Below are 25,195 nucleotides of genomic sequence, written 5' to 3'. Positions count from 1 at the left end.
CAGAAGGCTTTAATCTTAAGGATCAAGGAATGGAATTTAGCATAAAAAGTGGTACTCCGGAAAAACAGCGTAAAGATTGCGTCGTGGTTGGCGTGTTTGAAGCACGCAAGCTTTCCACTGCGGCTGAGGCGCTGGATCGTGTCTCCGATGGCTATTTGACCAATATCCTGCGAGCCGGGGATATTGATGGCAAGCCCGGTTCCACGGTGTTGTTGCATTCCATTCCCGGTGTAGCAGCCAGCCGTGTGCTACTGGTAGGGCTGGGCAAGGAGCGTGAACTCAACGAACGCAACTATCGCCAGGCTGTACGCGCCTCTATCAAGGCGCTGGGTAACCTGGAAGATGCAGATGTCGCGACATTCCTTGCTGAATTATCAGTCAAGAAGCGCGATGTGACCTGGTGTGTTTCCCAGGTGGTAGAAGTGGCAGAGGACAGTACGTATCGTTTTGACCGATTCAAGAGCAAGGCAACGAATGGCAAGAAAGGCATTGCCAAATTACAGGTGCATGTTGCCCAGCGCGGTGATGTGGCGGCTGGCAACGAGGGGATCAAGCAGGGTAAGGCTTTGGCCTCTGGTATCAGCTTTGCCAAGGATCTTGGCAACCTGGCACCGAATTACTGTACCCCTACGTATCTTGCTGAACAGGCCAAGGCATTGGTTAAAAGCCACGGGCTACAAGTCGAGGTGCTGGAACAGGCTGATATCGAGAAGCTGGGCATGGGTTCCTTCCTGGGTGTGACCAAGGGCAGTGTACAGCCACCCAAACTTATCGTGCTGCAGCACAAAAAAGGCAAGAAAGCGCAGAAGCCTGTCGTACTGGTGGGCAAGGGGATTACCTTCGATACCGGTGGTATTTCGCTCAAGCCAGGTGCCGACATGGACGAGATGAAGTACGACATGTGTGGGGCTGCCAGTGTGCTAGGTACCTTCAAGGCAATTGCCGAGCTGGGCTTGCCACTCAACGTGGTTGGTATTATCCCGACTTGCGAGAATATGCCTGACGGTAATGCGACGCGCCCCGGTGATGTACTGACCAGCATGTCCGGCCAGACGATTGAGGTCTTGAATACCGATGCCGAAGGTCGCCTGATTCTGTGCGATGCCTTGACCTATGCTGAACGCTTTGAGCCGCAAGCCGTGGTTGATGTGGCCACCCTGACAGGTGCTTGCGTGATCGCATTGGGTCATCATGCCAGTGGCTTGTTTAGCAACAAGGATGATTTGGCTGATGAGCTGCTGCAAGCAGGCAACGAAGCACAGGATCGCGCATGGCGTTTACCGCTCTGGGATGATTATCAGCCTCAGCTCGATAGCAATTTTGCTGATATGGCCAACATTGGTGGCAGGGCCGGTGGCAGTATCACCGCAGCATGTTTCTTGTCGCGTTTTGCCAAGAAATATGACTGGGCGCATCTGGATATTGCCGGCACTGCCTGGAAATCCGGCAAGGATAAAGGTGCCACGGGACGTCCAGTGCCGCTGTTGACCGAGTTCCTCAAACAGCGCGCTGGGAAGTAAAGGCGCATGACCCGGGTAGATTTCTTTTTCAACGTGCCAAACAAGGCCTTGCATGTGGCCGATCTCAGTAGTCGCGCTGCCCAGCGTGGGCGGCGACTGATGGTGTTGACTGCTACTCAGCAGGAAGCGGAGAAGTTAGGGACATTGTTCTGGAGTAATCCTCCCATCGGCTTCCTGCCGCATTGTCATGCTACGCATCCGCGTGCGGCCGAGACGCCGATCATTATCGATTGGCGTCATGATCCTTTGCCGCATGATGACATCCTGATCAATCTGGACAGGCAGTATCCACCGTTCTTTAGTCGCTTCAAGCGATTGATTGAAGTTGTGGGTTTGGACGAGGATGACCGTGCTGCAGCACGTGAGCGTTTCCGTTTCTACCGGGATCGCGGTTACGAAATCCGTACATTCGATGCTACTGGCGCGGCTTTATGATGAAAAGAGTATTTCATGAGTGATCAACCTCAAGATGAACTGGCGCTGGTGCTGCGGCGCATCCATGCACTGAGCGGTGCAGCAGCTGTCTCTGCGCCAGTTGCTGAGGATGAAGTACCTGTGCTGACGGATGTATATGCAGGGAGCGGCGCGTTCAGTGCGGTGGAGATTGAGCAGTGGCTGGCGCCTTATTATGCGAATGCCGAACAAGCTGAACTTGCGGCGGCTGCATCATTAGCAATATCAGCGGAGGGTGAGCATCCCCAGGAATCTGGCATAAAATTTCTGCCTGCTGATGTGGAGGACGACGACGAGTTTGCGGATGAGCCGTTGTTTGCCCAACCGGAGGCAATGCACCCGCAATTACTACTTGCGCGCCAAGAGCTCGCCGAGGCGGTGATGGCTGATATGCAACCTGTGATTGCCCAGGCCATTCAGGATGCCCTTGCGAAGGAAATGCAGGCCTTAACTCCCAAGCTCAGCGCCGAGGTAGAAAAGGCCCTGGCGCATAGCTTGCGTGAGCGCGTGGTTGAAGCGCTGAAAAAGGATTAGCCCAAGAGGGCTTGATATTCAGCCGCGCTTAACAGACCTGTGGGTTCATTATCAGGCTGAAAAGAGAATATCCAGGCGTCATACGGTTTATCGTTGATGTTTTCTGGCGTACTTTGCAATGCTTCATTGATTGCGATCACGGTTGCGTTGAGCGGGGCATGCAAGTCGGAGCCGGTCTTGACTGATTCTACCAAACCGCAAGGCTGGCCCTCGGCTATATGGCTCCCGGGCTTCGGGGCTTCTACATAGACAATATCGCCCAGCAAGTCTTGTGCATAATCGGTGATGCCAGCCAGCCAGAATCCATCCTCATGTGGGCGTACCCATAGATGTTCAGCGGTATATTGCAAATGCTCAGGGATTTTCATGGAAAGCTCAGAAGATAAATATCGTCTTATTTTCGCATAAACCAGCTAAGTCAGTGTATCGCGAGATTTTTTTATGATTCTCTATTAAGAAAGTTTATAAACTTCCGTTGCTATGTAAATGACAAATCAAAGTTTTTTGGATATTATTCTTCTCGACCATTGAACGGGGTGGGCGTGACATCATGCGTAAAATTACACTATTACTGACAATGCTGGCGTTGTGCATGCCGCCCGTATTGTCTTATGCGGCAGACAAAAAGCCGCAAAAGACAGCTGCCAGCAAAACCAAGGCGAGCAAAAAGGTCGTTGCGCAGAAAAAAACCAAGACCAAAGTCGCCAAGAAAAATGAGGCGAGTGGTCGTATCATCAGTACGATACGTTCAAACAGTGCTGTTGCTGTGGCAAGCCCAAGTGCAGGCGTATTCAAGGATGATGCGGCTGGCTTGAAGCTGGCTTCAAGCAAGGCCATGATCGTGAATCAGGATTCAGGCGAGATCCTCTATGCCAAGGGCACTGATATTGCTTCTCCCATCGCTTCCCTGACCAAGCTGATGACGGCGATGGTGGTGCTGGACGCTCGATTGGATATGGACGAAAAACTGCATGTGACGCGTGAAGACATTGATACTCTCAAGGGTACTGGTTCGCGCATGCCGATTGGTGCTGCCCTGACACGTGCAGAAATGTTGCAGCTGGCGCTGATGGCTTCTGAAAACCGTGCAGCTTCAGCGCTGGGACGTCATTACCCAGGCGGTGTTGAATCATTTGTCGCAGCGATGAATGCCAAGGCATTGCAGCTGGGGATGTTGCATTCTCGCTTTGCTGACCCCACTGGCTTGAACAGTGCCAATGTCTCGACTGCAGAAGACTTGGTGAAAATGGTGCGTGCTGCATATCAATATCCCGAGATTCGACATGTATCGACCAGCAGCTCTTATGCGGTGCCTGTGAGCAACACGCGAGCACCCTTGCAATACGTGAATAGCAATGTACTGGTGCGTAATAGCGACTGGGTGATTGGACTATCCAAGACTGGCTATATCAACGAAGCCGGGCGTTGTTTGGTCATGCAGGCTCAAGTGGGTGGGCAGCCGCTTATCATCGTCTTGCTGGATTCTTTCAGCAAAAATGCCCGTGTAGGTGATGCCCAGAAAATCCGCAAATGGATAGAAAGCAGTACTAACCATCGTCACGCGAGCTAGTCGATGAAGCCTAGTTGAATTAATATCTGAGGAATAATAAAAAAGCGGCATAAGCCGCTTTTTTATTGCCTTGAATTCCTGTGGCGATGTTACTCGTCGTCCGCGGTTTTTTTCTTGCGTGTCGTGGTCGTGGATTTCTTGGCTTTTGTGCTGGTGGTGGCTTTCTTCGCTGAAGCCTTGGAAGTCGCCTTGGTTTTCTTGGCGGGAGCATCCTTGGCCGCCTTGGCTGCCAACAGTTCCAGGGCCTGCTCCATGGTCAGGCTTTCAGGTTCCTGGCTTTTGGGTAGCGTCGCGCGTAGCTTGCCGTGTTGTACGTAGGGGCCGAAGCGTCCTGAGTAGATGGCAATCGTCCCTTCTTCCGTTGGGTGAGCGCCGAGTTCCTTGATTGGCGCAGGGCCTGCGTTGGCTTGCGCCAATAGCTCAACCGCGCGTGGCATATCAATGTCAAAAACGCTGTCGCTCTTGGGAATGGATTTGAACTTGCCGTCATGATTGACATAAGGTCCAAAGCGCCCGATGTTGGCAACGATTTTCTTGCCGGTTTCTGGGTGTTGGCCCAGGTCGCGTGGCAATGCGATCAGTTTTAGCGCAGTCTCCATATCTATGCTGGCCGCAGAGATTTCCTTGGGAATGCTCACACGCTTCGGTTTTTTCTTGCTGTCTGCTTCGGGTAGGCCGATTTGTAGGTAAGGACCATAGGGGCCATTGAGCAAGAGGATATCTTTGCCACTTTCCGGCTCTTGACCGATGACTGTTGGTTCGTTGTTGTTGCTATTGGCGCTTGGGTTGCGGATATAGTCGCACTCGGGGAAGCCTGAGCAGCCAATAAACTTGCCAAAGCGCCCGAGACGCGATTGCAGCGGTTTGCCACATTTCGGGCATGGCTCGTCCAGCACTTCCACGCCAGGACGCTCTACATTGCTTTTTTCCTGAATCTGGTTGCTGAAGCCTTGCCAGAAATCATTGAGCACAGGAATCCATTCACGTCCGCCTTCGGCGATATCGTCAAGCTCGTTTTCGAGGTTGGCAGTAAAGCCGTAGTCGACATAGCGTGTGAAGTGCTCAGTGAGAAATTTGTTCACCACGCGGCCTACATCCGTAGGTGTGAAGCGCTTTTTATCGAGCAGGACATATTCGCGGTCTTGCAGGGTAGAAATGATGCTGGCATAAGTGGAAGGACGGCCAATACCGAATTCTTCCAGAGCCTTGACCAAACTGGCTTCAGAATAGCGTGGTGGCGGTTCGGTGAAGTGCTGGTCACCAAAGATTTTCTGCACCGCGAGCACTTCACCTGTTTCCAGGTGTGGCAGCTTGCTTTCGCCTTCTTCTTCCTCGTCGTCCACACCTTCCATGTAAACAGCAATAAAGCCCGGGAATACCAGAGTCTGGCCAGTGGCACGGAACAGATTGGCCTCACTGCCAACCGCAAGGTCTATACTCACAGCATCAAATTTGGCCTGCGTCATCTGGCATGCTAATGCGCGCTTCCAAATCATTTCATACAGCTTGAACTGCTCATCCGTCAGGTAGGCACGAACGCTGGCTGGAGTACGCGTAATATCGGTCGGGCGTATCGCCTCGTGCGCTTCCTGTGCATTCTTCGCCTTGGTCTTATACATGATGGGCGACTTTGGCAGGTAGTCGGCAGCAAAATTTTTCTTGATATAGTCACGAATCTGCATCACCGCTTCGGCGGCCAGGCTGAAGCTGTCGGTACGCATATACGTAATGAGGCCGACAGTGCCGCTACCGATGTCGATACCTTCATACAGTTGCTGTGCGACGCGCATGGTGCGGCTGGTGGTGAAGCCCAGCTTGCGCACGGCTTCCTGTTGCAACGTGGAAGTTGTGAATGGTGCTGCCGGACTGCGGCTGCGCTGTTTCTTTTCGACACGTGTAACCGTGGTCTTGCCAGCGCTGGCGGCGAGCAGTTTGCCGACAATGCCTTGTTGTTGCTCCTGGCTGGTGACGGTAAATTGCTCTACCTTCTGACCATCAAGCTGTACCAGCCTGGCATCGAACACATGCTGGTGTTTGGCTGATTCGAGGTGGATAGTCCAGTATTCCTGGCTGGTGAAGGCCTCGATTTCGAGCTCGCGTTCGACAATCAGGCGTAGCGCCGGGCTTTGCACGCGGCCAGCGGAGAGGCCGCGACGGATTTTCTTCCAGAGCAATGGCGACAGGTTAAAGCCAACCAGGTAATCCAGCGCCCGACGCGCCTGCTGGGCGTTGACCAGCGGCATGGAGATGTCGCGCGGTTCGTCAATCGCGTGCTGTACCGCATTCTTGGTGATTTCGTGAAACACCACGCGTTTCAGCAGCTTGTCCTTAAGCAGCTTCTTGCTTTTGAGGATTTCGGCAATATGCCAGGAAATAGCTTCTCCTTCGCGATCCGGGTCGGTGGCGAGGTAGATGGCATCGGCATTCTTGACTGCTTTGGCAATGGCATCCACATGGCGCGAGTTGCGGTCGATCACTTCATACTTCATGGCGAAGTCATGCTCCGGATCGACGGCTCCCGTCTTGGGAATCAGGTCGCGCACGTGTCCATAAGAGGCCAGAACCTCAAAATCCTTGCCCAGATATTTTTGCAGGGTCTTGGCTTTGGAAGGTGATTCAACGATCAGCAGTTTTGACATGGACACACAATTTGTGGGATGCGGAGCGGCAGATGATAAGAGTAAATTGCTTGCTACACAAGAAAGCGCTGTAAATTTAGGTGCTTGCCGACAGCACTTTCTTGTTTTGGAGGGAGTGTTTAAGCGATGTTACGTTTGAACTCGATGCGCGAACCTTCGCTAGAAACCAAGCTCAGGGCCGGATTGTTTTCCTTGTCGATGTCGCCAAACAATGGGTCTTCGTCTTCTACCTTGGTTTGCGACATATGCTTGAAATCATAAAGATCGGTATCACCCAGGTGTGATGGCTCTACATTGCAGATAGCGCGGAAGATATTGTTGACGCGTCCAGGCTGCTCACGTTCCCAGGCTTGCAGCATGTCCTTCACCTTCTGGCGTTGCAGGTTTTCCTGTGAGCCGCAGAGATCGCAAGGGATGATGGGGAAACTCATGCTGCGTGCATAGCTGGCAATATCTTTTTCTGCGCAATAAGCCAGTGGGCGGATAACGTGGAACTCGCCTTTGTTGGTGGCTAGTTTAGGCGGCATGGCCTTCATCTTGGCGCCGAAAAACATATTGAGGAACAAGGTTTCAACGATGTCGTCTCTATGGTGGCCGAGGGCGATCTTGTTTGCTCCAAGCTCTTGTGCGGTACGGTAGATGATGCCGCGACGTAGGCGCGAACACAGCGAGCAAGTGGTTTTGCCTTCAGGAATCTTTTCCTTGACGATGGAGTAGGTGTCGGCTTCGACAATACGGTGTTCCACGCCAAGCTGTGCGAGGTAAGCAGGCAAAATGTGCTCGGGGAAGCCCGGTTGCTTTTGATCCAGGTTCATGGCGATAAGCCTGAAATTGACGGGCGCGCGTTCCTGCAAAGCCAGCAACATCATGAGCATGGTGTAGGAGTCCTTGCCACCGCTCATGCAGACGAGGATTGTGTCGCCTTCCTCTATCATGTTGTAGTCGCCAATCGCCTTACCAGTGGCGCTGATCAAGCTGTTGCGCAGCTTGAGGAAACTATTGGAGGCGTCGTCGGGGTAGTGTTTGATCATGATGAATGAATACTTTTAAAGATTGAGTGAGCGTCCGCCATCGACGGCGATCACATGTCCGGTAATGAAAGGGGCGTCTTGCAACAGAAAGCGCACAGCCTTGGCAACATCATCGCCTTCGCCAATCCGCTTCAGCAGTGTCTGCGAGATCACGCGCTGGCGATACACCTCGTCAAACTGCGGGTTGTTCTCAGGCCATAACACTGGCCCGGGTGCGACGGCGTTGACCCTGACTTCGGGTGCCAGCTCATGTGCGAGGGATTTGGTTAAGGTCACCAGCCCAGCCTTGGCGACGCTATAGACGATATAGCCCTTTTTGGGCCGCTCTACATGCATATCGGTGATATTGATAATGGTGCCGTGGGTTTTTTTCAGTTCAGGCGCTGCCGCTTGGGACAGAAATAGGGGTGCCTTCAGATTGGGGCCGATCAGGTCTTCCCATTGGTGCTCGTTGATTGTGCCCAACTCGCTGGGATAATAGCTGGAGGCATTGTTGATCAGTGCATCCAGCCGGCCAAAGTGCTGCACGGTTTCCTGCACCAGCTTGGGCAGTACGCTGAGTCTTAGCAAATCTCCCTGAATGATCGCGACAGAGTTTGGGCGTTGCAGGTTAAGCTCCGTTTGCAGAGTGCGTGCCTCGTCATCCGAGCTGCGATAATGGATCATTAGTTGCGCGCCACCGGCATGCAACAGGCGGCAAATCGCCGCACCGACGCGTTTAGCACCGCCAGTGATCAAAATAACTTTATTTTCCAGAGAGGAATCCACCAAATGTTCCAGATCGCATCGATATTCGGGAAGAACGCGAGATTATAATCTAATACCATGAATATCTCTGCCTTACCTCTTCCTGATAGCCAGGCGATTGCCCATAGCGCTCAATTGCTTGCGTTGATTCGCGACGAATTAGCCGCTGCTGGCGGCTGGATCAGCTTTGCACATTATATGGAGCTGGCGTTATACGCCCCTGGCCTGGGTTATTACAGTGCGGGAGCAACAAAATTTGGCGAAGCCGGTGATTTCGTCACCGCGCCGGAAATGACGCCATTGTTCGGCCACACCCTGGCACGGCAGGTAATGGAGGTGTTGGCGCAGACGGGCGGTAGTGTGCTTGAGCTCGGCGCCGGGCGTGGCAGGCTGGCTGCAGCCATTCTGGAGGAAATGCAGCGTGCGGATAGATTGCCGGATCAATACCTGATCCTAGAAGTCAGCGCGGATTTGCAAGCCGTGCAAAAGCAGCACTTGCAGGCTGTGCTTTCTCCTATGCTGTATGAGCGACTGTGCTGGTTGGATGCCTTGCCTGAGAGCTTCACCGGAGTGATGCTTGCCAATGAAGTGCTGGATGCTGTTCCTGTGCATGTGATCAGCAAGTACGGCACAGGGTGGCAGGAGATGGGGGTGGCGGCGGATGATCAAGCAGGCTTGATGCTGATGCCCCGGGAGCTACTGAATCAGGCTTTGGTCGCTGGCATTGATACGCTTGTCTTGCCAGGGTCTTACCAGACGGAAGTGAGTCCGGCAGCCCGTGCGCTGGTGGCAAGCCTGGCACACTGCCTGCGACAGGGCGTGCTGTTGTTCATTGATTATGGGTTTTCACGGGCGGAGTACTACCATCCGCAGCGCCAACAGGGCACATTGATGTGCCATTACCGCCATCATGCGCATCCTGATCCATTCTTTCATCCTGGCTTGCAGGATATTACCGCTCATGTGGATTTCTCTGCCATGGCCGAGGCAGGCCAAGCGCAAGGCCTGCAATTGCTGGGATATTGTGGACAGGCGCAATTCCTCATCAATTGTGGCATCACCGACCTGATGTTGCGCGTGCCAGCGCATGATCTCAAGCAATATGCACCGCTGGCCAGCCAGGCGCAAAAGCTCTTGTCGCCTGCGGAAATGGGCGAGTTGTTCAAGGTGTTAGCTTTGGGCAGAGGTGTCGCGCCGCTCTCGGGTTTTGTTCGCGGTGACCGTTCGCATACCCTATAATCGCGGTTTTTTCAGTGGTTGAGTCAAGCATGGATCAAGAGGCAGCAAACAAGGAAAATATCAGCAAGGAAGAGCTCGCGAAGCGCCCCATCCGTAGCTTTGTATTGCGCCAGGGGCGCTTGACCCATGGCCAGCAACGTGCCCTGGATGAATTAATGCCGGTATTTGGTGTGCCTTATGCACCGTCGTTGATCGACTTGAATGCGCTATTTGGGCGTGATGCCAGCCTGAAAGTCCTGGAAATTGGCTTTGGTATGGGCGATAGTACGGCCAAAATTGCGCAGACTCAGCCTGAGCGTGATTTCCTTGGGGTAGAAGTGCATGCTCCTGGGGTTGGCAGTCTGCTCAAGCAGATTGGAGAATTGGAACTCAAGAACCTGCGCATCGTTCAGCACGATGCGGTGGAAGTGTTAAAACACATGATTCCTGATGCGAGCCTGGATGGCGTGCATATTTTCTTCCCCGATCCTTGGCACAAAAAGCGCCATCACAAGCGCCGGTTGATCCAGGCTGAGTTCGTCAAGCTGCTATGCAGCAAGTTGAAAGCGGGCGCTTACCTGCACGTGGCGACAGATTGGCAGGAGTATGCCGAGTGGGTGCTGGATGTGTTGCAGCAGGAATCCTTGCTGGAAAACACTGCACAAGATTACGCCCCCAAGCCTGACTATCGTCCGTTGACCAAGTTCGAGAACCGCGGCATCAAGCTAGGCCACGGCGTCTGGGACATCATCTTCCGGCGTAAATAACCAGCGCCCGATCACCGCTTCAGCTTCCTCCACGCCTTGTTTTTTCAGGCTGGAGAATAGCTGTACGCTGCAATTTCCCCAGTTTGCCTCAAGCTCTTTTCTGACCTGCTGCAATGTCTGGTTGGCTGCCTGGCGCGATAGCTTGTCCGACTTGGTCAACAAGGCATGGATGGGTTTACCGCTTGGGCTGTACCAATCCAGCATCTGGCGATCCAGCGGAGTAAGTGGATGGCGGCAGTCCATCACCAAGACTAGCCCACCAATGCACGGACGCTGACTCAAGTAGTTGGCCAGCGTGAGCTGCCAGTGCTTGCGCATGGCCTCCGGCACCTTGGCATAACCATAGCCAGGCAAGTCCACCAGGAAGCGCTCGTTCCCTAAGCTGAAGAAGTTGATGAGTTGGGTGCGCCCGGGTTGTTTACTGACAAATGCCAGTCGATTGTGGTTGGCAAGCGTGTTGAGTGCGCTGGATTTGCCAGCGTTGGAACGTCCGGCAAAGGCAACTTCAACACCAGCAGGAGGTGGAAGGTCGCTGAGCTTGTGTGCGGAGATGTAGAAAGTGGCGTTTTGAAACAAAGGCATGGATTCGGCAGGGGTATCGTCGGAAAGGGAAAAATATTAGCACGAAGTAGGGTTTTTTATATAAAATGCGACCCTATTCGCAGTATTGGTATCTGAAAAGAACTTTAGGAGTGGCTATGTTGTTGCGTAAATATGCGGTACTGATCATGAGTGCCATGATGCTGGCAACTGCAGCAGTTTCGCATGCAGAAGATGACGACGATGAAGATGATGTCGTAAGCAAAGTACCTGCTCAGGCCCAGATTTGTGCTGGATGTCACGGTCCTGACGGCAATAGCATGGTGCCTATGTTCCCGAAAATCGCTGGTCAGCATGCTGCATACCTAGAAAAGCAGTTGAAGAATATCAAGGCCAATGTGCGCATGAGCCCAGTCATGATGGGCATTGTTGCTCCGTTGAGCGATGAAGATATGGCAGTGGTCGCTGAACATTATGCCAAGCAGGCCCCACGTTCTACGCCATCTGTGAGCAATGGCCCAGGGTCGATAGGTGAAAAGATTTTCAAGACAGGCATTCCTGGTGCGGGTGTTCCAGCATGTGCTTCCTGTCATGGTGCTAATGGGGAAGGTATTGCGCCTGGCTTCCCACGTTTGGCTGGCCAGCATGCCAACTACACAACTAGCCAGGTAAAAGCTTTCCGTGATGGTCAACGCAAGAACGACGCTGCCAAGATGATGCGCATGGTATCTGCCAAGATGACGGATGCCGATATTGCTGCAGTCGCTGATTATATTCAGGGTTTGAAGTAAAATCTGGCAGCTTATTGCACAAGTCTGACAACCAAAAGCCAAGTGCGAGCGTTAAGGGTGGCAATAGCCGCCCTTATTTTTTATATCGTCAGGCTGCAACCAATCATCGATATCTAAGGTCTCACCTCAAATTTTTTGAATGGTCTTGTTTTGAAATCCGTACAGTCCCATAGGCATAGGTTATACGAGCTGCTGAGTTCCATGCGTTTTGCGGTGAGCGTATTGGTCGTGCTTGGCATTGCCTCAATTATCGGGACAGTGCTTAAGCAGAATGAACCTTATACCAATTACGTGGTGCAATTTGGCCAGTTCTGGTTTGAGTTTTTCGAGTTTCTCGGCCTGTACGATGTATACCACTCAGGCTGGTTTCTGGTCATTCTGGTTTTTCTGGTTCTTTCCACCTCACTCTGTATTTATCGCAATACGCCCCTGATGTTGCGGGAGTTGCGCGCATTCCGTGAAACGGCAAAAGAGGTTTCACTGCGTAGTTTCAGTCATCAGTATGAGTACCACACTCCCTATTCCACTGAGGAAACAACCTCGCGCTTGGCAAAATTCCTGACGCAGCACGGCTTTCGCTATAAGACGGTCGCGCAGGAAGATGGCGGGCACTTGCTTGCCGCCAAGGCGGGTAGTTATCAGCGCCTGGGATATATCCTTACGCATGCGGCCATCGTTATTATTTGTATTGGTGGCCTCATGGATGGCAACCTGGTATTCAAGGCGCAAGAGCTACTGGGATATAAGGTCGTGGAAACGCGGGACATCCCCGAGCGCAAGGTGCCGGCTGAAAGCCGCATGTCACCTGCCAATCTTTCTTTCCGTGCCAATATGACCTTGCCTGAAGGTGCCGGTGCCAACGCCGCATTTATGCGGGTGAGGGATGGTTATCTGGTGCAGGATCTGCCATTTAGCATTGTGCTGAAAGCGTTCCGCATCGAGCATTATGAAACTGGGCAGCCCAAGTCGTTCGAGAGCGATGTCATGATCATCGACCCGGAACATGAGGAGCCGATCACGGCAACTATTAAGGTCAATCATCCTTTGATCTACAAAGGTGTCGCGATTTATCAGTCGGATTTTGGCGATGGCGGCTCCAAGCTTGATTTCAAAGTGTGGAACCTACTCGGAAGCCATGCGGACAATATTCCATTCTCCGGCAATGTGTTCAATAAATATGATGTGAGTGGTGGCAATAGCCCATTGAGCGTCGAGTTATCTGATTTCCGTCTGTTCAATATCCTGAATCTTTCTACTGATGGTAAGGGTAAGCCACGCAATGTGGGGCCGAACGTTACCTTCAAGGTTCGCGATGCTGAGGGCCAGGCGCATGAGTACGTGAATTACATGAATCCGCTGATATTGGATGGGCGGCAATATTTCCTCTCCGGCATGCGCTCCATGCAGCAGGATAGCTATCGTTACTTGCGCATACCTGCGGATGATGCAGGCAGTATCGATGGGTACATGAACTTCCGTGCGGCCATGTTTGACCAATCGCTGTATCCTGAAATCGTGCGCCGTGTTTCGCAATTGGCTTTATCCAGCCATAGCGAGCTGAATACGGAAACGCGGAGCAGGTTCGAGGCCAGTGTCATGCAATTGTTGCAGGCATTCAGCCAGGGTGGTTTCGGCAAGGTGGCAGAGATGATTGACGAAGCCGTACCAGAGGCGCAACGGGCAGGTGCGGCACAGGCTTATGTCAAGGTAGTTACTACAGCGGCTTTTGCAGCACATGCCATCAGTCGTGAGCGTGCAGGCTTGCCTCCTGCCGAAAACGGTGATGCCTTGCAGTTTTTCATCGAGGATAGCTTGCATGCGATCAGCGATAGCTTCCATTATGGAGCACCGCTATATCTGCAATTGAGCGGGTTCGACCATCGCCAGTCTAGTGGTTTGCAATTGACACGCTCACCAGGCAAGGTGCTGGTGTATTCTGGATCGGTATTATTGGTGTTGGGCATTTTTGCCATGATTTATATTCGCGAGCGCCGTATCTGGCTGCTGGTGAAGCCGGAAAACAATCGTGTGCTATTTGCCATGTCGGCTAACCGCAAGAACCGTGATTTCGATATTGAATTCGACAAGATGCGCGACAAGCTCGCGCGCCTGCTGGAAAACCAGCACGTGTGACATCTGTCACGTAACCAACATGCATTGAGGTTGATGATGAAAACTGCCTATATGGAAGATGTGCCGGAACCATTCTTCAAGCGCTTGGGGCTGCTGGATTGGGGCTATGCGTTGCTGTTGTTGCTGGGTGGCTTGTTTGCCTTCCAGCAATACGCTGAGTTCATGGATGCTTATGAAGTCGGTATCTTGTTTGGATCGGTTGCCTTGTTTAGCTGGCTAGGCTGGCAATGGAAGCCAGTGCGCACCTTGTTGCTGGTAGTTGCAGCAATCAGCCTTGGTGCCATACAGCTCTACAATGGCAGCCAGGCCAGTGTAGAGCAAGTGTTCCTCCTCAAGTTCTTGTTTGCCAGCCAGTCTGCCATTATGTGGATGAACGTACTGTTTGTCCTGGCCATGCTGGCTTATTGGCTGGGCTTGTTTGCGCGTTCTGCCTTTGCCTCCAAGGTAGGGTCGGGTTTGACTTGGTCTGCTGTAGTCATGGGCTTCATCGGGCTCATGGTACGTTGGTACGAGTCTTACCTGATTGCTCCCGATGTCGGGCATATCCCCATCAGCAACCTTTATGAAGTGTTTATCCTCTTCTGCCTGATCACCGCGCTGGCTTATCTTTATTACGAAGGCCGCTATGCCACGCGCCAGTTGGGTGGCTTTGTGCTGATCGTGATCAATGCCGCGGTCGGCTTTATACTCTGGTATACCTTTGATCGCCAGGCGTATGAAATCCAGCCACTGGTGCCAGCACTACAATCTTACTGGATGAAAATCCATGTGCCAGCAAACTTCATCGGCTATGGCACATTTGCACTGGCAGCGATGGTGGCTGCGGCTTATCTGCTGGTGAGCAAGGGTATTCTTGCTTCACGTCTGCCCAGCCTGGAAGTGCTGGATGATCTGATGTACAAGGCGATTTCTGTTGGTTTTGCATTCTTTACCATTGCCACCATCCTTGGTGCCATGTGGGCGGCAGAGGCATGGGGCGGTTACTGGTCGTGGGATCCTAAAGAAACCTGGGCCTTGATTGTCTGGCTCAACTATGCGGCTTGGTTGCACCTGCGGCTCGTCAAGGGGCTGCGCGGCCCTATCTTGGCCTGGTGGGCACTGGTTGGTCTAGTAGTCACTACCTTTGCTTTCCTTGGGGTGAACATGTTCCTGTCTGGTTTGCATTCTTATGGTGAGTTATAAGTGATTTCATATAAAAAAGGCCGCAGTGATGCGGCCTTTTTTATTGCTTCATGCAGCGGTTATGCATGGTTGAGTTTTTTGCTATTTCATTGCTAGCCTGAAGCATACTTGTCGTGGCTGGTTGTTTACCAGTGAGAGCTGGTAGCCTGCTTGTTGTGCTTGGCGTCCAGCCTGATATAGCCCGATGCCCAGCCCACCTTCGGAGCGGATACGCTTGCGGAAGAGGCTGGTGGCCACATCATCCGGCATCGGGTTGCCGCTATCTGTGACTTCGACAAACACCTGTTCATTCATCACCACATGAGCGTGGATAAGAATTTCAGGTGCTTGCCTGGCCTTGGCTAGGGCATTTTGTAGCAGGTTATCTACCACGCTGTCCCACACTTCGCTATCGATTTTGCATTCGCTATCCAGCATGATGGATTCGCTGAAGCTGATGCGCGTGCCGTTGTAGCGTTGCTGCAGATTGTCCCACCATTCTAGTAGGGGCAGCATGCGTGTGGCCTCGTTGCGCGGCGCTCCCAGTTTGTCCAGCGTCAATGCCAGGCGTTGGTTAAGGAGTGGCAACTGTTTACGAATCAGCGCTACCAGGCGATCGTTATCTGCTTCTGTTGCTTGTTCCGCAGCGCTGCATAGTGCGTTCATGGATTGCACGATGTTTTTCATGTCGTGTGTGAGTCGTGCGCCGGTTTCATAGATGGCCTGCATATAAGTGTTTTGCAGCAAGGCCTCCTCGCGGCGCTTCGCTTCATGAAACTCTCCCAGGATTTGCGTGAGTAGCTTGAGATGGATGATAAGGGCGGGCGTGAGGGGCCAGCGGCTATAAAGCGTGAGGTGGAAATCGTGAAACTCAAGATCGGCATGGTAAGGTGCCTGGGCACCAAATTCGCCCTCATCCTCTTCGGTTTGCCAAGTTCCGCCTGCCACCCAGGGCAGGGTCTCCACTTCATTCATGGCGGCATGCATAAATTCCTTGGCGCTGGTTTCTCGTTCGGCAAGTTCTGCAATATTCTTGATCCAGCGCTCGAATGGCAAGCCGACACTCAGCAGATAGCGTGATAGCAGCTGCCCGATGCCGCTAAAGCCTGCGCGCGGGTTCCATAGCCAGCTGGCCAGTACCAATGCGCCTGCCAGGCCAAATACTACCCACACCACCACTTCTGCATAATCTGCCTCAGTGGTGCGCGAGATCGTGACAATACTCAGGATGAGTGTCACCGAAAGCAGGAACAACAACAGAGTGTAGAAAAAGTCGAGGATAGGCGCATGCTGATGGGTTTCTTGCTTGACACGCAGAAACAAGATCACCAGTGGCAGGATGGGCAGCAGGTAAAGCATCAGGAAAGCTGCTACTTCTATTGCCGTATCGGCATCTAGTAAATGAGGGATGACCCACAGTAACAGGGCTGAAAGCAGATACGTGGCGGCGAATAAGTAACTGAGGCGCGAGGTCTGCGCAGTTGCCGAGAAGATGCGCCCGCCTAGCAGACCAAACAAGGCAGAAAGCCAGATAGCAAGTAACCACCAACTGACAAACGTAGCGAGCAAGATGCCGCCTGCCGCAAACAAGAGAATGGCCTGCGCTGAAAGCTTTTCCTTGGTTTGCCAGATCGGTTGCCAGATCAGGAACAAGCCGTAATGGCAGAGCAGGAGGCCTTTTTGCAACGGGTCATCAAAACCCCAAAGCATAACGCCGTGCAGGCTTAACAACATCAATCCTAACATCCACTGTTGCATGGTAGATGCGCTGGGGCGGTAGGCGTTGCTAAGGCTGTTCAGACTGGCCATGAAATAAAGGTATCTCTAGTAATGAGTGTCGTAATTTTGTCACTATAGACGAAATCTCAACACTTTGATGCAGGATTTTCTCTTGTGGGGCGTGCAGAGAATCGGTCTGTAAGCCTTGTGCTAGCTGAGTTGGATGCATATTGGGTACCGCCAGTGGTTGGCACGGGAGTTGCATATCTCATACCAACTTATTTATTAGAAGCTGTCATCTTGGCAACTTCATGCAAGGATCTTATATGAAAAAAACATCCGGCTTTACGCTGATCGAGCTGGCGATAGTCCTGGTGATTATCGGCCTGCTGCTGGGCGGCGTGCTTAAGGGGCAGGAGTTGATTAATAGCGCCAAGGCGAAAAGCATGGCGAATGATTTCAAGAATACGCAAATACTACTTTATGCCTATCAAGATAAATTCAGGGCTTTACCTGGCGATGATGCCAATGTAGCTAATCATGTGACGAATGGGGTGCTTGCTACAACCGGTGGTACAGTAGGCAATGCCAGAATTGAAGGTACGTGGGATTCTGTAATTACTACCGATGAATCGTATTTATTTTGGCAGCATGTGCGACTAGCAGGTTTGGCCTCTGGCTCAACTGTTATCGGGGATCAAGCGTATATTCCGAGAAATGCGGATGGTGGACGGTTAGGAATTCAGAGCATCAATGGATTTAGTACAATTACTGATGCTGGTGTGAATTCTATGGTTGGTGCATTTGTTGTTTGTTCTGGCGGGGTTGTGGGACGTCTAGCAAAACAAATTGATGTTTTGTTGGATGATGGCGTCACCAATTCTGGCAATGTGCGGGTAGTGGCCGATGGTGTGCCGGGGCCATCTTTAGCAAATGCTAATGTACCCGATGGAAATATGTTTACAGTATGCATGTCTTTTTAGTGATCATCTATTGATAAAGCCCGCATTTGCGGGCTTTTACTTTTTCAGCGTTATGAACTCGAGCGCTTTTGCATTAAAATAGTCGGCTAATCAAAAAAGTAGCGATCATGAGCGACAACATCGTCGAAATCGACAACTTATCTTTTGGATACAAAACGCGCCTGCTGCACAAAGGGATCAACATGAAGTTCCCGCGTGGCAAGGTGGTAGCCATCATGGGTGGGAGCGGCAGTGGTAAGACTACGCTGTTACGCTTGATCGGTGGGCAGTTGAAGCCATCGGGTGGTGAGGTGCGGGTGACCGGCAAGGTGGTGCATGAGCAGGATCGCAAGGGCCTGCATGCATTGCGCCGCAAGATGGGTATGCTATTTCAGCAAGGCGCTTTGTTCACTGATCTCTCCGTGTATGAGAATGTGGCTTTTCCCATTCGAGAGCATACTGATCTGCCGGAATCCATGATCCGCGATTTGGTCATGATGAAGCTTAATGCTGTTGGGCTGCGTGGCGCACGTGATCTCAAGGCGACTGAGCTTTCCGGTGGCATGGCGCGACGTGTGGCGTTGGCACGTGCTGTAGCGCTTGATCCATCCATCATCATGTATGACGAGCCGTTTGCTGGCTTGGATCCAATTTCGATGGCGGTGACCTGTAACCTGATCCGCAGCCTCAATGATGCGTTGGGTGCCACCTCCATCATTGTCACGCATGATGTGGAGGAGGTGTTTGCCTTTGCTGATTATGTATATTTTGTCGCTGATGGTGTGGTGGCTGCAGAGGGCTCTCCAGAGGATCTGCGCAAATCCGAGTTGCCATTTGTTCACCAATTTGTACATGGTGAAGTCGATGGCCCTGTGCCTTTCCACTATGCAGCCCCTGACTACAGGCAGGATATCTTGAGGAGTGCGAATGTTTAGTGCAGTGGCGAATGTGTTGCGTGGTATCGGCCACCGCGTCATTGATCGTATCTGGCGCTTCGGCTCCAGCTTGCGCTTTTTCTTTTATGTGCTGATCTATTCGGGCGAAAGCTTCCGGCGCTTGCACCTGACCATACGCGAGATTTATGCGACGGGTGTGCTGTCGTTGATTATTATCCTGGTGTCGGCATTTTTTGTCGGTATGGTGCTGGCGTTGCAGGGTTACAACACCTTGCAGCGTTATGGCTCTTCCGAGGCTATCGGTGTGTTGGTGGCCTTGTCGCTGGTGCGTGAACTGGGGCCAGTAGTGACGGCACTCTTGTTTGCCGGTCGTGCCGGAACAGCGATTACTGCGGAAATCGGCCTGATGAAGGCTACCGAGCAGTTATCTGCGATGGAGATGATGGCGGTGAGCCCAGTCGGGCGCGTGGTGGCTCCGCGATTCTGGGCTGGCGTTATTTCAATGCCTTTGCTAGCAGCCTTGTTTTCCATGGTGGGCGTGCTGGGAGGTTACCTCGTGGCAGTACCACTGATAGGTGTTGATGCTGGTGCATTCTGGTCACAAATGCAGGCTAGCGTGGATTGGCGTGAAGATATTGTGAATGGGGTGATCAAGAGTGTAGTGTTTGGCATCGCTTGTACCATGATCGCCTTGTTTGAAGGGTTTGATGCGCCGCCGACGGCAGAAGGTGTTAGCCGTGCGACGACGCGCACTGTGGTGAATTCATCACTGGCAGTGTTGGGTCTTGATTTTGTAATGACTTCGTTCATGATTGTTGCGTAAACGCAACACACTGGAGAAAAGATGGAACGTACAACAATTGATCTTTGGGTCGGTGTTTTTGTTGCAGCAGGTGCTGCTGCACTGTTTGGTTTGGCTTTGAAAGTAGGTAATTTTAATAGCGCTACCTTGGGGGAAACCTACAGTGTGACGGGAGCTTTTGAGAATATTGGTAGTCTCAAGCCACGTGCACCGGTGAAAAGTGCTGGTGTGGTGGTTGGGCGTGTAGACAGTATCAAGTTCGATCCCGAGACGTATGAAGCGCTGGTGACAGTCAAGGTCGACAAACGGTATCCTTTCCCCAAGGATACGTTTGCCAATATCTATACTGCTGGCTTGCTGGGTGAGCAGTACATCGGCCTGGAAGCCGGTGGTGATGACAAGATGCTGCAGAATGGTGACAAGTTCAGCAAGACACAAGATGCTGTAGTGCTGGAAAAGATGATCAGCCAGTTCCTCTACAGCAAGGCATCGGAATCAGACGACAAGTAAGTCGAGCGATAACTAAAGAGGCGGAGTAAGTATGCAAAAGATGATGAAGTGGATGGTCGCAATGGCGTTTGTCGGTTGCGCAAATCTGGCGATGGCAGAAATAGCACCTGATGCCTTGGTAAAGAAAACAGCGGAAGATGTGCTTGCTGTCGTGAAGCAGGATAAGGACATCCAGGCCGGTAACCAAAGCAAGATTTTTGCATTGGCAGAAGAAAAAATCCTGCCTAACTTTAACTTTGACCGTGTGTCGCGCTTGGTGCTGGGCAAGGCTTGGGGTAAGGCTTCTGCTGAGCAGAAGAAGGCTTTCCAGGAAGAGTTCCGCAGCTTGTTGCTACGCACCTATGCCACTGCACTGTCTAAATATCGCAACCAGACCATTGAATACAAGCCATTTCGTGCGCAGCCTAGTGACACCGATGTGACCGTGAAAACCCAGATTCTCCAACCCGGTGGTCAGCCTGTTGCTGTGGATTACAGTCTGGAAAAAAATGGCGAAAGCTGGAAGGTATATGACATCACGATTGAAGGCGTCAGCCTGGTGACCAACTATCGCGGTCAATTTAGCAACGAGATTCGTCAAGGTGGCCTGGATGGTTTGATCCAGAAGCTGGCTGCCAAGAATCAGGAATCCAACAAGTAAACGAAGAGTAGAACTTGGCACAGATTCAACAACAAGGAAGTCGCTGGCTAATCAGCGGTGATATGACCATCAATCAGGTCGATGTGTTGCTGGCTGAAAGCAAGGCTTTGCAGATGCCTGCTGCACTGGAGGTTGATCTTGCCCAGGTGGTAGAGGTGGATACCGTGGCACTCAGCCTGATCTTTGAGTGGCTACGTCATGCTGCCGCGAATAAGGCCAATATCAAGCTGGTCAATTTGCCAGCCAATCTTGTCAGCTTGGCGACGCTATATGGCGTGCTAGAGTTGATTCCACAATCAGGCGTTAGCCACAGCCATTGAGTTTTGGGGCTTCGGCCCCAATTTCTATTCATGATTCCCGCAATCAATATTCAGCAGGTGCACAAGCGTTTTGGCGATTTACATGCGCTAAAAGGGATAGACTTGTCTATCGAGCAAGGCGAATTTTTTGCGTTGCTGGGCCCGAATGGTGCGGGAAAATCTACCCTGATTAATCTGTTAGCAGGGTTACTTCGCCCTACCAGCGGGCAATTGCAAGTCATGGGATTTGACGTCAATAGCCAATATGCCCAAGCGAGACAGGCCTTAGGGGTGGTGCCTCAAGAGCTGGTGTTTGACCCGTTTTTCAATGTGCGTGAAATGTTGCGTTTCCAGGCTGGCTATTTCGGCAAGGGACGCAGCAACGATGCCTGGGTGGATGAAATCATCGAATCACTCGGGCTGGCAGACAAGGCGCATGTCAATATGCGTCGCTTGTCTGGAGGCATGAAGCGCAGGGCATTGATCGGCCAGGCCTTGGCGCATAAACCTCCCGTCATTGTGCTGGATGAGCCAACTGCAGGCGTGGACGTCGAGTTGCGCCAAAGCATGTGGGAGTTCATTCGCCGCTTGAATCGCGAAGGCCATACTATCATTCTGACGACACACTATCTGGAAGAAGCGGAGACACTCTGTAGCCGTATTGCCATGATGAAGCAAGGTGAAATCGTGGCGTTGGATAGTACGCGTAACCTCTTGAATCGCGTACCCGGCAAGCGTTTGCGCCTCAAGCTTTCTGCCGCCTTGCCCGCAATTTTGCTGCCGCTGGCGCGTGACCAGCAAGGCGATACTTATGTGCTCGCGCTGACCGAAGTGGCGCAACTGGAATCCATCTTGGCTGAATTAAGGCTTGCAGGTGTGGCAGTAGAGGATATGCAATTGATCGAAGCCGATCTTGAAGATGTGTTCGTGGAGATCGTGAGCTGATGAACGGCCTGATCAAGCATAATCTGCGCGGCCCATGGACTTTGTTCAAGAAAGAGTTGCTGCGTTTCTGGCGTGTGAGCTTCCAGACGGTGGCGGCCCCGGTCATGACGGCATTGCTTTATCTGCTGATTTTCTCGCATGTGCTGGAGGGGCGGGTGCAGGTGTATCCTGGGGTGGGCTACACGGCTTTTCTTATTCCTGGACTGATCATGATGTCGCTATTGCAGAATGCCTTTGCCAATAGCTCATCTAGCCTGATCCAGTCCAAGGTCATGGGTAATCTGATTTTTATCTTGCTTACGCCGATTTCCTATCTGGGAATGTATCTTGCTTTTCTGGCAGCTTCGATCATTCGGGGCCTGGTGGTCGGCTTGGGTATTTACCTAGTGTCGATGATCTTTATTGATCTGCCCGTGACACACCCTGGCTGGATATTGACGTTTGCTGTGTTGGGCAGTGGCTTGCTCGGTACTTTTGGCATCATTGCCGGTATCTGGGCAGAGAAGTTCGACCAGATGGCTGCGTTCCAGAATTTTGTCATCATGCCGCTTTCATTCCTGTCAGGAGTGTTTTACTCGATACATTCCTTGCCGCCATTTTGGCAGCAGGTATCGCACCTCAACCCGTTTTTCTACATGATTGATGGCTTTCGTTACGGCTTTTTCGGCGTGGGTGATATTTCGCCTTATATCAGCCTGGGCGTTGTGGGTGGATGCTTTTTTGCCCTATCATTCATTACTTTACAGATGCTGAAATCTGGCTACAAATTACGAGGCTGAACGTGTTAAGTGCAGAAGCATTAAAGAACTACATTACCCAAGGCCTGGCTTGTGATCATGTGCAGGTGTTGGGTGACGACGGACAGCATTTTGAGGCTGTCATTGTCAGCCCGTTGTTCGCGGGCAAGAACATGGTGCAACAGCATCAACTTGTCTATCAGGCGTTGGGAGAGCGCATGCGCGAGGAAATTCACGCCTTGTCCATGCGTACATTTACCCCGGAAGCCTGGGCCAAACTCAATGCCACGCTGTGATGGCAACCGATTTTATTTGAAGGAAACAATATGGATACGCAAGAACTGATCAAGAGCCAGGTCACAAGTAACCCGGTAGTGCTTTACATGAAGGGCAGTCCAAAATTCCCACAATGTGGTTTTTCTGGCCTGGCCGTACAAATTCTGCAAGCCAGTGGCCTGAAGGATTTTGTCGCGATTGATGTGTTGGCTGATCCCGCCATCCGCGAGGGCATTAAGGTCTATGCCAACTGGCCGACTATCCCGCAGTTGTACATCAAGGGCGAATTCATTGGTGGTGCAGACATCATGCGCGACCTGTACCAGCAAGGTGAATTGCAAAAACTATTGCAGGAAGCCCAGGCATAACACGTGGATAAGCTAGTCATCCAGGGCGGCAGCCCTTTAAATGGTGAAATATCAGTCTCCGGTGCCAAGAATGCGGCCTTGCCCATTCTGTGTGCTGCACTGTTGACGGATGGGCCATTGCTATTGGGCAATGTGCCAGACTTGCATGACATTGCCACTATGCGTAAATTGCTCGCCCACATGGGTGTCAAGATTGAGGTCGCAGGCGAGGGTGGCTTGAGCCTGGATGCCAGTGATATTCATACCTGTGAAGCGCCTTACGACATGGTCAAGACCATGCGCGCTTCCATTCTTGTGCTGGGGCCTTTGCTTGCGCGATTTGGCCATGCCCGGGTTTCGTTGCCTGGTGGCTGTGCGATTGGCTCTCGCCCTGTTGATTTGCATATCAAGGGTTTGCAAGCCATGGGTGCGGAAATCCATATTGAGCATGGGTATATCGAAGCCAAGGCAGCCAAGCTCAAGGGCGCACGCGTCTTCATGGATATCGTCACCGTGACGGGGACAGAAAACCTCATGATGGCAGCTGCACTGGCAGAGGGCACAACTGTGCTGGAAAATGCCGCACGCGAGCCTGAAGTGGTGGATCTTGCCGAATGTCTGATGAAGATGGGTGCCAAGATTGAGGGTGCGGGCACCGATGTGATTACGGTCACTGGTGTTGCCAATTTGCATACAGCTCAGCATGATGTGGTCTGTGACCGCATTGAGGCGGGTACTTACATGGTGGCTGCCGCGATGACCGGTGGCAAGGTCAAGCTCAGCAATGCGCGTGCCGATCTACTGGATGCCGTGATCGACAAATTGCGTGAAAGCGGTGCGCAGATTGAATATGACAGTCATAGTATTACGGTGCAAAGCCAGGGTGTGCTTCAACAACGGGGAGCGCTGAAATCCGTCAGTATCAGAACCGCACCACACCCGGCTTTCCCAACTGATATGCAGGCGCAATTCATGGCCTTGAATACGGTAGCGGATGCCGTAGCCACCGTGACAGAAACCATTTTCGAGAATCGTTTCATGCATGTACAGGAGATGCAGCGCCTGGGTGCCAATATTGAAGTTGAAGGCAATACCGCTATTGTGCGCGGTTGTGAGTTCCTGGAAGGTGCTACCGTCATGGCGACTGATTTGCGTGCTTCTGCCAGTTTGGTATTGGCTGCCCTGGTGGCGCGTGGTGAGACGGTGATTGAGCGTATCTACCACCTTGACCGTGGCTATGAACGCCTGGAAGAAAAATTGGGCCAACTGGGTGCAAACATCCAGCGGGTCAAATAACCAAGAAAGACAGCAATGATTACTATCGCCCTTTCCAAGGGTCGCATTTTCGAGGAAACCACACCCTTGCTTGCGGCGGCAGGTATTACTGCGCTTGAAGACCCGGAAGCATCCCGTAAGCTGATCCTGCCGACCAATCGCCCTGATGTGCGCCTGATCATCGTGCGTGCTACCGATGTGCCGACCTATGTGCAATACGGTGCTGCCGATTTGGGGATCGCTGGCAAGGATGTGCTGGATGAACATGGTGGGGATGGTTTGTACCAGCCGTTGGACCTGAACATTGCGCGTTGCCGCATGATGGTGGCGGTGCGCGAGGATTTTGATTATTTCGGTTCTATTCGTCGCGGTGCGCGTCTTAAGGTGGTGACCAAGTACGTGAAGACTGCCCGTGAGCATTTTGCTGCCAAGGGCATGCATGTCGACCTGATCAAGCTCTATGGCTCTATGGAGCTGGGACCCTTGGTAGGCCTTGCCGATGCTATCGTGGATTTGGTGAGCACTGGCGGCACTTTGCGTGCCAATAATCTCAAGGCAGTGGAAGAAATTACCGACATCAGTTCGCGCCTCGTTGTGAACCAGGCGTCGCTCAAACTCAAGCGCGACCAGTTGCAGCCCATCATGGATGCGTTTGCCAAGGCCGTAGCGGCCAATCAATAACA

General features: G+C 52.2%; 27 protein-coding genes. 21 read left to right on the top strand and 6 right to left on the bottom strand.

Annotated elements, in window-relative coordinates:
- Positions 1–29 precede the first annotated feature (29 nt).
- From LG202_RS09035 to LG202_RS09025, 3 genes are read left to right on the top strand one after another with little or no spacing between them, the layout of a single operon-like run.
- Positions 30–1,520, top strand: a complete 1,491-nt coding sequence (locus LG202_RS09035) for a leucyl aminopeptidase (protein ID WP_230348122.1) — start codon at positions 30–32, stop codon at positions 1,518–1,520.
- A 6-nt stretch (positions 1,521–1,526) separates the two neighbouring features.
- A complete protein-coding gene (locus tag LG202_RS09030; RefSeq protein ID WP_230348121.1) occupies positions 1,527–1,955 on the top strand; it encodes a DNA polymerase III subunit chi in 429 nt (142 codons plus the stop codon).
- A 15-nt stretch (positions 1,956–1,970) separates the two neighbouring features.
- On the top strand, positions 1,971–2,507 hold the full coding sequence (locus LG202_RS09025) for a hypothetical protein (RefSeq protein WP_230348120.1): 537 nt from the start codon (positions 1,971–1,973) through the stop codon (positions 2,505–2,507).
- On the opposite strand, the gene gcvH is transcribed toward LG202_RS09025, so the two are convergent.
- Positions 2,504–2,875, bottom strand: a complete 372-nt coding sequence (gcvH, locus tag LG202_RS09020) for a glycine cleavage system protein GcvH (RefSeq protein ID WP_230348119.1) — start codon at positions 2,873–2,875, stop codon at positions 2,504–2,506. The two genes, LG202_RS09025 and gcvH, sit on opposite strands and share 4 nt — an antisense overlap.
- Positions 2,876–3,054: 179 nt before the next feature.
- Here gcvH and pbpG point away from each other — a divergent pair, with 179 nt between their 5' ends.
- Complete coding sequence (gene pbpG / locus LG202_RS09015; protein ID WP_459724770.1) at positions 3,055–4,077, top strand: D-alanyl-D-alanine endopeptidase; 1,023 nt, start codon at positions 3,055–3,057, stop codon at positions 4,075–4,077.
- Positions 4,078–4,166: 89 nt separating this feature from the next.
- Here the strand turns inward: pbpG and topA are convergent, their stop codons facing one another.
- From topA to LG202_RS09000, 3 genes are all read right to left on the bottom strand, one after another.
- On the bottom strand, positions 4,167–6,716 hold the full coding sequence (gene topA / locus LG202_RS09010; RefSeq protein ID WP_230348117.1) for a type I DNA topoisomerase: 2,550 nt from the start codon (positions 6,714–6,716) through the stop codon (positions 4,167–4,169).
- 119 nt (positions 6,717–6,835) lie between these two features.
- Entirely contained in the window at positions 6,836–7,747 is a 912-nt protein-coding gene (ttcA, locus tag LG202_RS09005; RefSeq protein ID WP_230348116.1) for a tRNA 2-thiocytidine(32) synthetase TtcA, read from the bottom strand.
- Between the two features lie 15 nt (positions 7,748–7,762).
- Positions 7,763–8,515: a pteridine reductase gene (locus LG202_RS09000; RefSeq protein ID WP_230348115.1), complete on the bottom strand. Its 753-nt coding sequence runs from the start codon at positions 8,513–8,515 to the stop codon at positions 7,763–7,765.
- 57 nt (positions 8,516–8,572) lie between these two features.
- Here LG202_RS09000 and LG202_RS08995 point away from each other — a divergent pair, with 57 nt between their 5' ends.
- A complete protein-coding gene (locus LG202_RS08995) occupies positions 8,573–9,733 on the top strand; it encodes a class I SAM-dependent methyltransferase (RefSeq protein WP_230348114.1) in 1,161 nt (386 codons plus the stop codon).
- 29 nt (positions 9,734–9,762) lie between these two features.
- Positions 9,763–10,479 carry a tRNA (guanosine(46)-N7)-methyltransferase TrmB gene (trmB, locus tag LG202_RS08990; RefSeq protein ID WP_230348113.1) on the top strand — a complete coding sequence of 239 codons (717 nt, stop codon included), beginning with the start codon at positions 9,763–9,765 and terminating at the stop codon, positions 10,477–10,479.
- Here the strand turns inward: trmB and yihA are convergent.
- Positions 10,438–11,061, bottom strand: coding sequence for a ribosome biogenesis GTP-binding protein YihA/YsxC (gene yihA, locus LG202_RS08985; protein WP_230348112.1), 624 nt, complete (start codon positions 11,059–11,061; stop codon positions 10,438–10,440). The two genes, trmB and yihA, sit on opposite strands and share 42 nt — an antisense overlap.
- A gap of 116 nt (positions 11,062–11,177) precedes the next feature.
- On the opposite strand from yihA, the gene LG202_RS08980 reads away from it, so the two are divergent.
- The 3 genes from LG202_RS08980 to ccsB all read left to right on the top strand — a co-directional run bounded on the left by LG202_RS08980 (position 11,178) and on the right by ccsB (position 15,125).
- Positions 11,178–11,810, top strand: a complete 633-nt coding sequence (locus LG202_RS08980) for a c-type cytochrome (RefSeq protein ID WP_230348111.1) — start codon at positions 11,178–11,180, stop codon at positions 11,808–11,810.
- A gap of 201 nt (positions 11,811–12,011) precedes the next feature.
- A complete protein-coding gene (locus LG202_RS08975) occupies positions 12,012–13,943 on the top strand; it encodes a cytochrome c biogenesis protein ResB (protein ID WP_230348110.1) in 1,932 nt (643 codons plus the stop codon).
- Between the two features lie 36 nt (positions 13,944–13,979).
- A complete protein-coding gene (ccsB, locus tag LG202_RS08970) occupies positions 13,980–15,125 on the top strand; it encodes a c-type cytochrome biogenesis protein CcsB (RefSeq protein WP_230348287.1) in 1,146 nt (381 codons plus the stop codon).
- An 81-nt stretch (positions 15,126–15,206) separates the two neighbouring features.
- Here ccsB and LG202_RS08965 read toward each other — a convergent pair whose 3' ends face one another.
- Positions 15,207–16,913, bottom strand: coding sequence for an ATP-binding protein (locus tag LG202_RS08965; protein ID WP_230348109.1), 1,707 nt, complete (start codon positions 16,911–16,913; stop codon positions 15,207–15,209).
- A 236-nt stretch (positions 16,914–17,149) separates the two neighbouring features.
- Here LG202_RS08965 and LG202_RS08960 point away from each other — a divergent pair, with 236 nt between their 5' ends.
- The 12 genes from LG202_RS08960 (at position 17,150) to hisG (ending at position 25,193) form a co-directional block, all read left to right on the top strand.
- Positions 17,150–17,806: a prepilin-type N-terminal cleavage/methylation domain-containing protein gene (locus LG202_RS08960; RefSeq protein ID WP_230348108.1), complete on the top strand. Its 657-nt coding sequence runs from the start codon at positions 17,150–17,152 to the stop codon at positions 17,804–17,806.
- A gap of 107 nt (positions 17,807–17,913) precedes the next feature.
- Positions 17,914–18,720: an ABC transporter ATP-binding protein gene (locus LG202_RS08955; protein WP_230348107.1), complete on the top strand. Its 807-nt coding sequence runs from the start codon at positions 17,914–17,916 to the stop codon at positions 18,718–18,720.
- The gene (gene mlaE, locus LG202_RS08950; RefSeq protein WP_230348106.1) at positions 18,713–19,504 is read left to right on the top strand and encodes a lipid asymmetry maintenance ABC transporter permease subunit MlaE; all 792 of its coding nucleotides are present in this window, start codon (positions 18,713–18,715) and stop codon (positions 19,502–19,504) included. The genes LG202_RS08955 and mlaE overlap by 8 nt, the downstream gene beginning before the upstream one ends.
- A gap of 21 nt (positions 19,505–19,525) precedes the next feature.
- Positions 19,526–19,993 (top strand): outer membrane lipid asymmetry maintenance protein MlaD, encoded by a 468-nt coding sequence (gene mlaD, locus LG202_RS08945; RefSeq protein ID WP_230348105.1) that lies wholly within the window; start codon positions 19,526–19,528, stop codon positions 19,991–19,993.
- A 40-nt stretch (positions 19,994–20,033) separates the two neighbouring features.
- Positions 20,034–20,633, top strand: coding sequence for an MlaC/ttg2D family ABC transporter substrate-binding protein (locus LG202_RS08940; protein WP_459724768.1), 600 nt, complete (start codon positions 20,034–20,036; stop codon positions 20,631–20,633).
- Positions 20,634–20,647: 14 nt separating this feature from the next.
- Positions 20,648–20,953: an STAS domain-containing protein gene (locus LG202_RS08935; protein WP_230348103.1), complete on the top strand. Its 306-nt coding sequence runs from the start codon at positions 20,648–20,650 to the stop codon at positions 20,951–20,953.
- A 30-nt stretch (positions 20,954–20,983) separates the two neighbouring features.
- Positions 20,984–21,877 (top strand): ABC transporter ATP-binding protein, encoded by an 894-nt coding sequence (locus LG202_RS08930; protein ID WP_230348102.1) that lies wholly within the window; start codon positions 20,984–20,986, stop codon positions 21,875–21,877.
- Positions 21,877–22,656 carry an ABC transporter permease gene (locus LG202_RS08925; protein WP_230348101.1) on the top strand — a complete coding sequence of 260 codons (780 nt, stop codon included), beginning with the start codon at positions 21,877–21,879 and terminating at the stop codon, positions 22,654–22,656. The genes LG202_RS08930 and LG202_RS08925 overlap by 1 nt, the downstream gene beginning before the upstream one ends.
- 2 nt (positions 22,657–22,658) lie before the next feature.
- On the top strand, positions 22,659–22,910 hold the full coding sequence (locus LG202_RS08920; protein ID WP_230348100.1) for a BolA family protein: 252 nt from the start codon (positions 22,659–22,661) through the stop codon (positions 22,908–22,910).
- 30 nt (positions 22,911–22,940) lie between these two features.
- Complete coding sequence (grxD, locus tag LG202_RS08915) at positions 22,941–23,258, top strand: Grx4 family monothiol glutaredoxin (RefSeq protein WP_230348099.1); 318 nt, start codon at positions 22,941–22,943, stop codon at positions 23,256–23,258.
- Between the two features lie 3 nt (positions 23,259–23,261).
- Positions 23,262–24,533 (top strand): UDP-N-acetylglucosamine 1-carboxyvinyltransferase, encoded by a 1,272-nt coding sequence (gene murA, locus LG202_RS08910; protein ID WP_230348098.1) that lies wholly within the window; start codon positions 23,262–23,264, stop codon positions 24,531–24,533.
- A 15-nt stretch (positions 24,534–24,548) separates the two neighbouring features.
- Positions 24,549–25,193 carry an ATP phosphoribosyltransferase gene (gene hisG / locus LG202_RS08905; RefSeq protein ID WP_230348097.1) on the top strand — a complete coding sequence of 215 codons (645 nt, stop codon included), beginning with the start codon at positions 24,549–24,551 and terminating at the stop codon, positions 25,191–25,193.
- Positions 25,194–25,195: the final 2 nt, after the last annotated feature.

This window comes from Methylobacillus methanolivorans (assembly GCF_054588515.1).
Note: the sequence above shows the minus strand (reverse complement) of the source record. Positions and strands in the feature narration are given on the sequence as shown.

Coding starts and splice junctions, on each gene's coding strand:
- LG202_RS08925 (WP_230348101.1), top strand. CDS start 21,877: ATGAACGGCCTGATCAAGCATAATCTGCGCGGCCCATGGACTTTGTTC.
- trmB (WP_230348113.1), top strand. CDS start 9,763: ATGGATCAAGAGGCAGCAAACAAGGAAAATATCAGCAAGGAAGAGCTC.
- LG202_RS08930 (WP_230348102.1), top strand. CDS start 20,984: ATGATTCCCGCAATCAATATTCAGCAGGTGCACAAGCGTTTTGGCGAT.
- LG202_RS08960 (WP_230348108.1), top strand. CDS start 17,150: ATGAAAAAAACATCCGGCTTTACGCTGATCGAGCTGGCGATAGTCCTG.
- ttcA (WP_230348116.1), bottom strand. CDS start 7,747: ATGATCAAACACTACCCCGACGACGCCTCCAATAGTTTCCTCAAGCTG.
- ccsB (WP_230348287.1), top strand. CDS start 13,980: ATGAAAACTGCCTATATGGAAGATGTGCCGGAACCATTCTTCAAGCGC.
- LG202_RS09025 (WP_230348120.1), top strand. CDS start 1,971: ATGAGTGATCAACCTCAAGATGAACTGGCGCTGGTGCTGCGGCGCATC.
- LG202_RS08955 (WP_230348107.1), top strand. CDS start 17,914: ATGAGCGACAACATCGTCGAAATCGACAACTTATCTTTTGGATACAAA.
- hisG (WP_230348097.1), top strand. CDS start 24,549: ATGATTACTATCGCCCTTTCCAAGGGTCGCATTTTCGAGGAAACCACA.
- LG202_RS08965 (WP_230348109.1), bottom strand. CDS start 16,913: ATGGCCAGTCTGAACAGCCTTAGCAACGCCTACCGCCCCAGCGCATCT.
- LG202_RS08980 (WP_230348111.1), top strand. CDS start 11,178: ATGTTGTTGCGTAAATATGCGGTACTGATCATGAGTGCCATGATGCTG.
- yihA (WP_230348112.1), bottom strand. CDS start 11,061: ATGCCTTTGTTTCAAAACGCCACTTTCTACATCTCCGCACACAAGCTC.
- LG202_RS08975 (WP_230348110.1), top strand. CDS start 12,012: ATGCGTTTTGCGGTGAGCGTATTGGTCGTGCTTGGCATTGCCTCAATT.
- LG202_RS09035 (WP_230348122.1), top strand. CDS start 30: ATGGAATTTAGCATAAAAAGTGGTACTCCGGAAAAACAGCGTAAAGAT.
- LG202_RS09030 (WP_230348121.1), top strand. CDS start 1,527: ATGACCCGGGTAGATTTCTTTTTCAACGTGCCAAACAAGGCCTTGCAT.
- LG202_RS08995 (WP_230348114.1), top strand. CDS start 8,573: ATGAATATCTCTGCCTTACCTCTTCCTGATAGCCAGGCGATTGCCCAT.
- LG202_RS08940 (WP_459724768.1), top strand. CDS start 20,034: ATGATGAAGTGGATGGTCGCAATGGCGTTTGTCGGTTGCGCAAATCTG.
- mlaE (WP_230348106.1), top strand. CDS start 18,713: ATGTTTAGTGCAGTGGCGAATGTGTTGCGTGGTATCGGCCACCGCGTC.
- gcvH (WP_230348119.1), bottom strand. CDS start 2,875: ATGAAAATCCCTGAGCATTTGCAATATACCGCTGAACATCTATGGGTA.
- mlaD (WP_230348105.1), top strand. CDS start 19,526: ATGGAACGTACAACAATTGATCTTTGGGTCGGTGTTTTTGTTGCAGCA.
- grxD (WP_230348099.1), top strand. CDS start 22,941: ATGGATACGCAAGAACTGATCAAGAGCCAGGTCACAAGTAACCCGGTA.
- topA (WP_230348117.1), bottom strand. CDS start 6,716: ATGTCAAAACTGCTGATCGTTGAATCACCTTCCAAAGCCAAGACCCTG.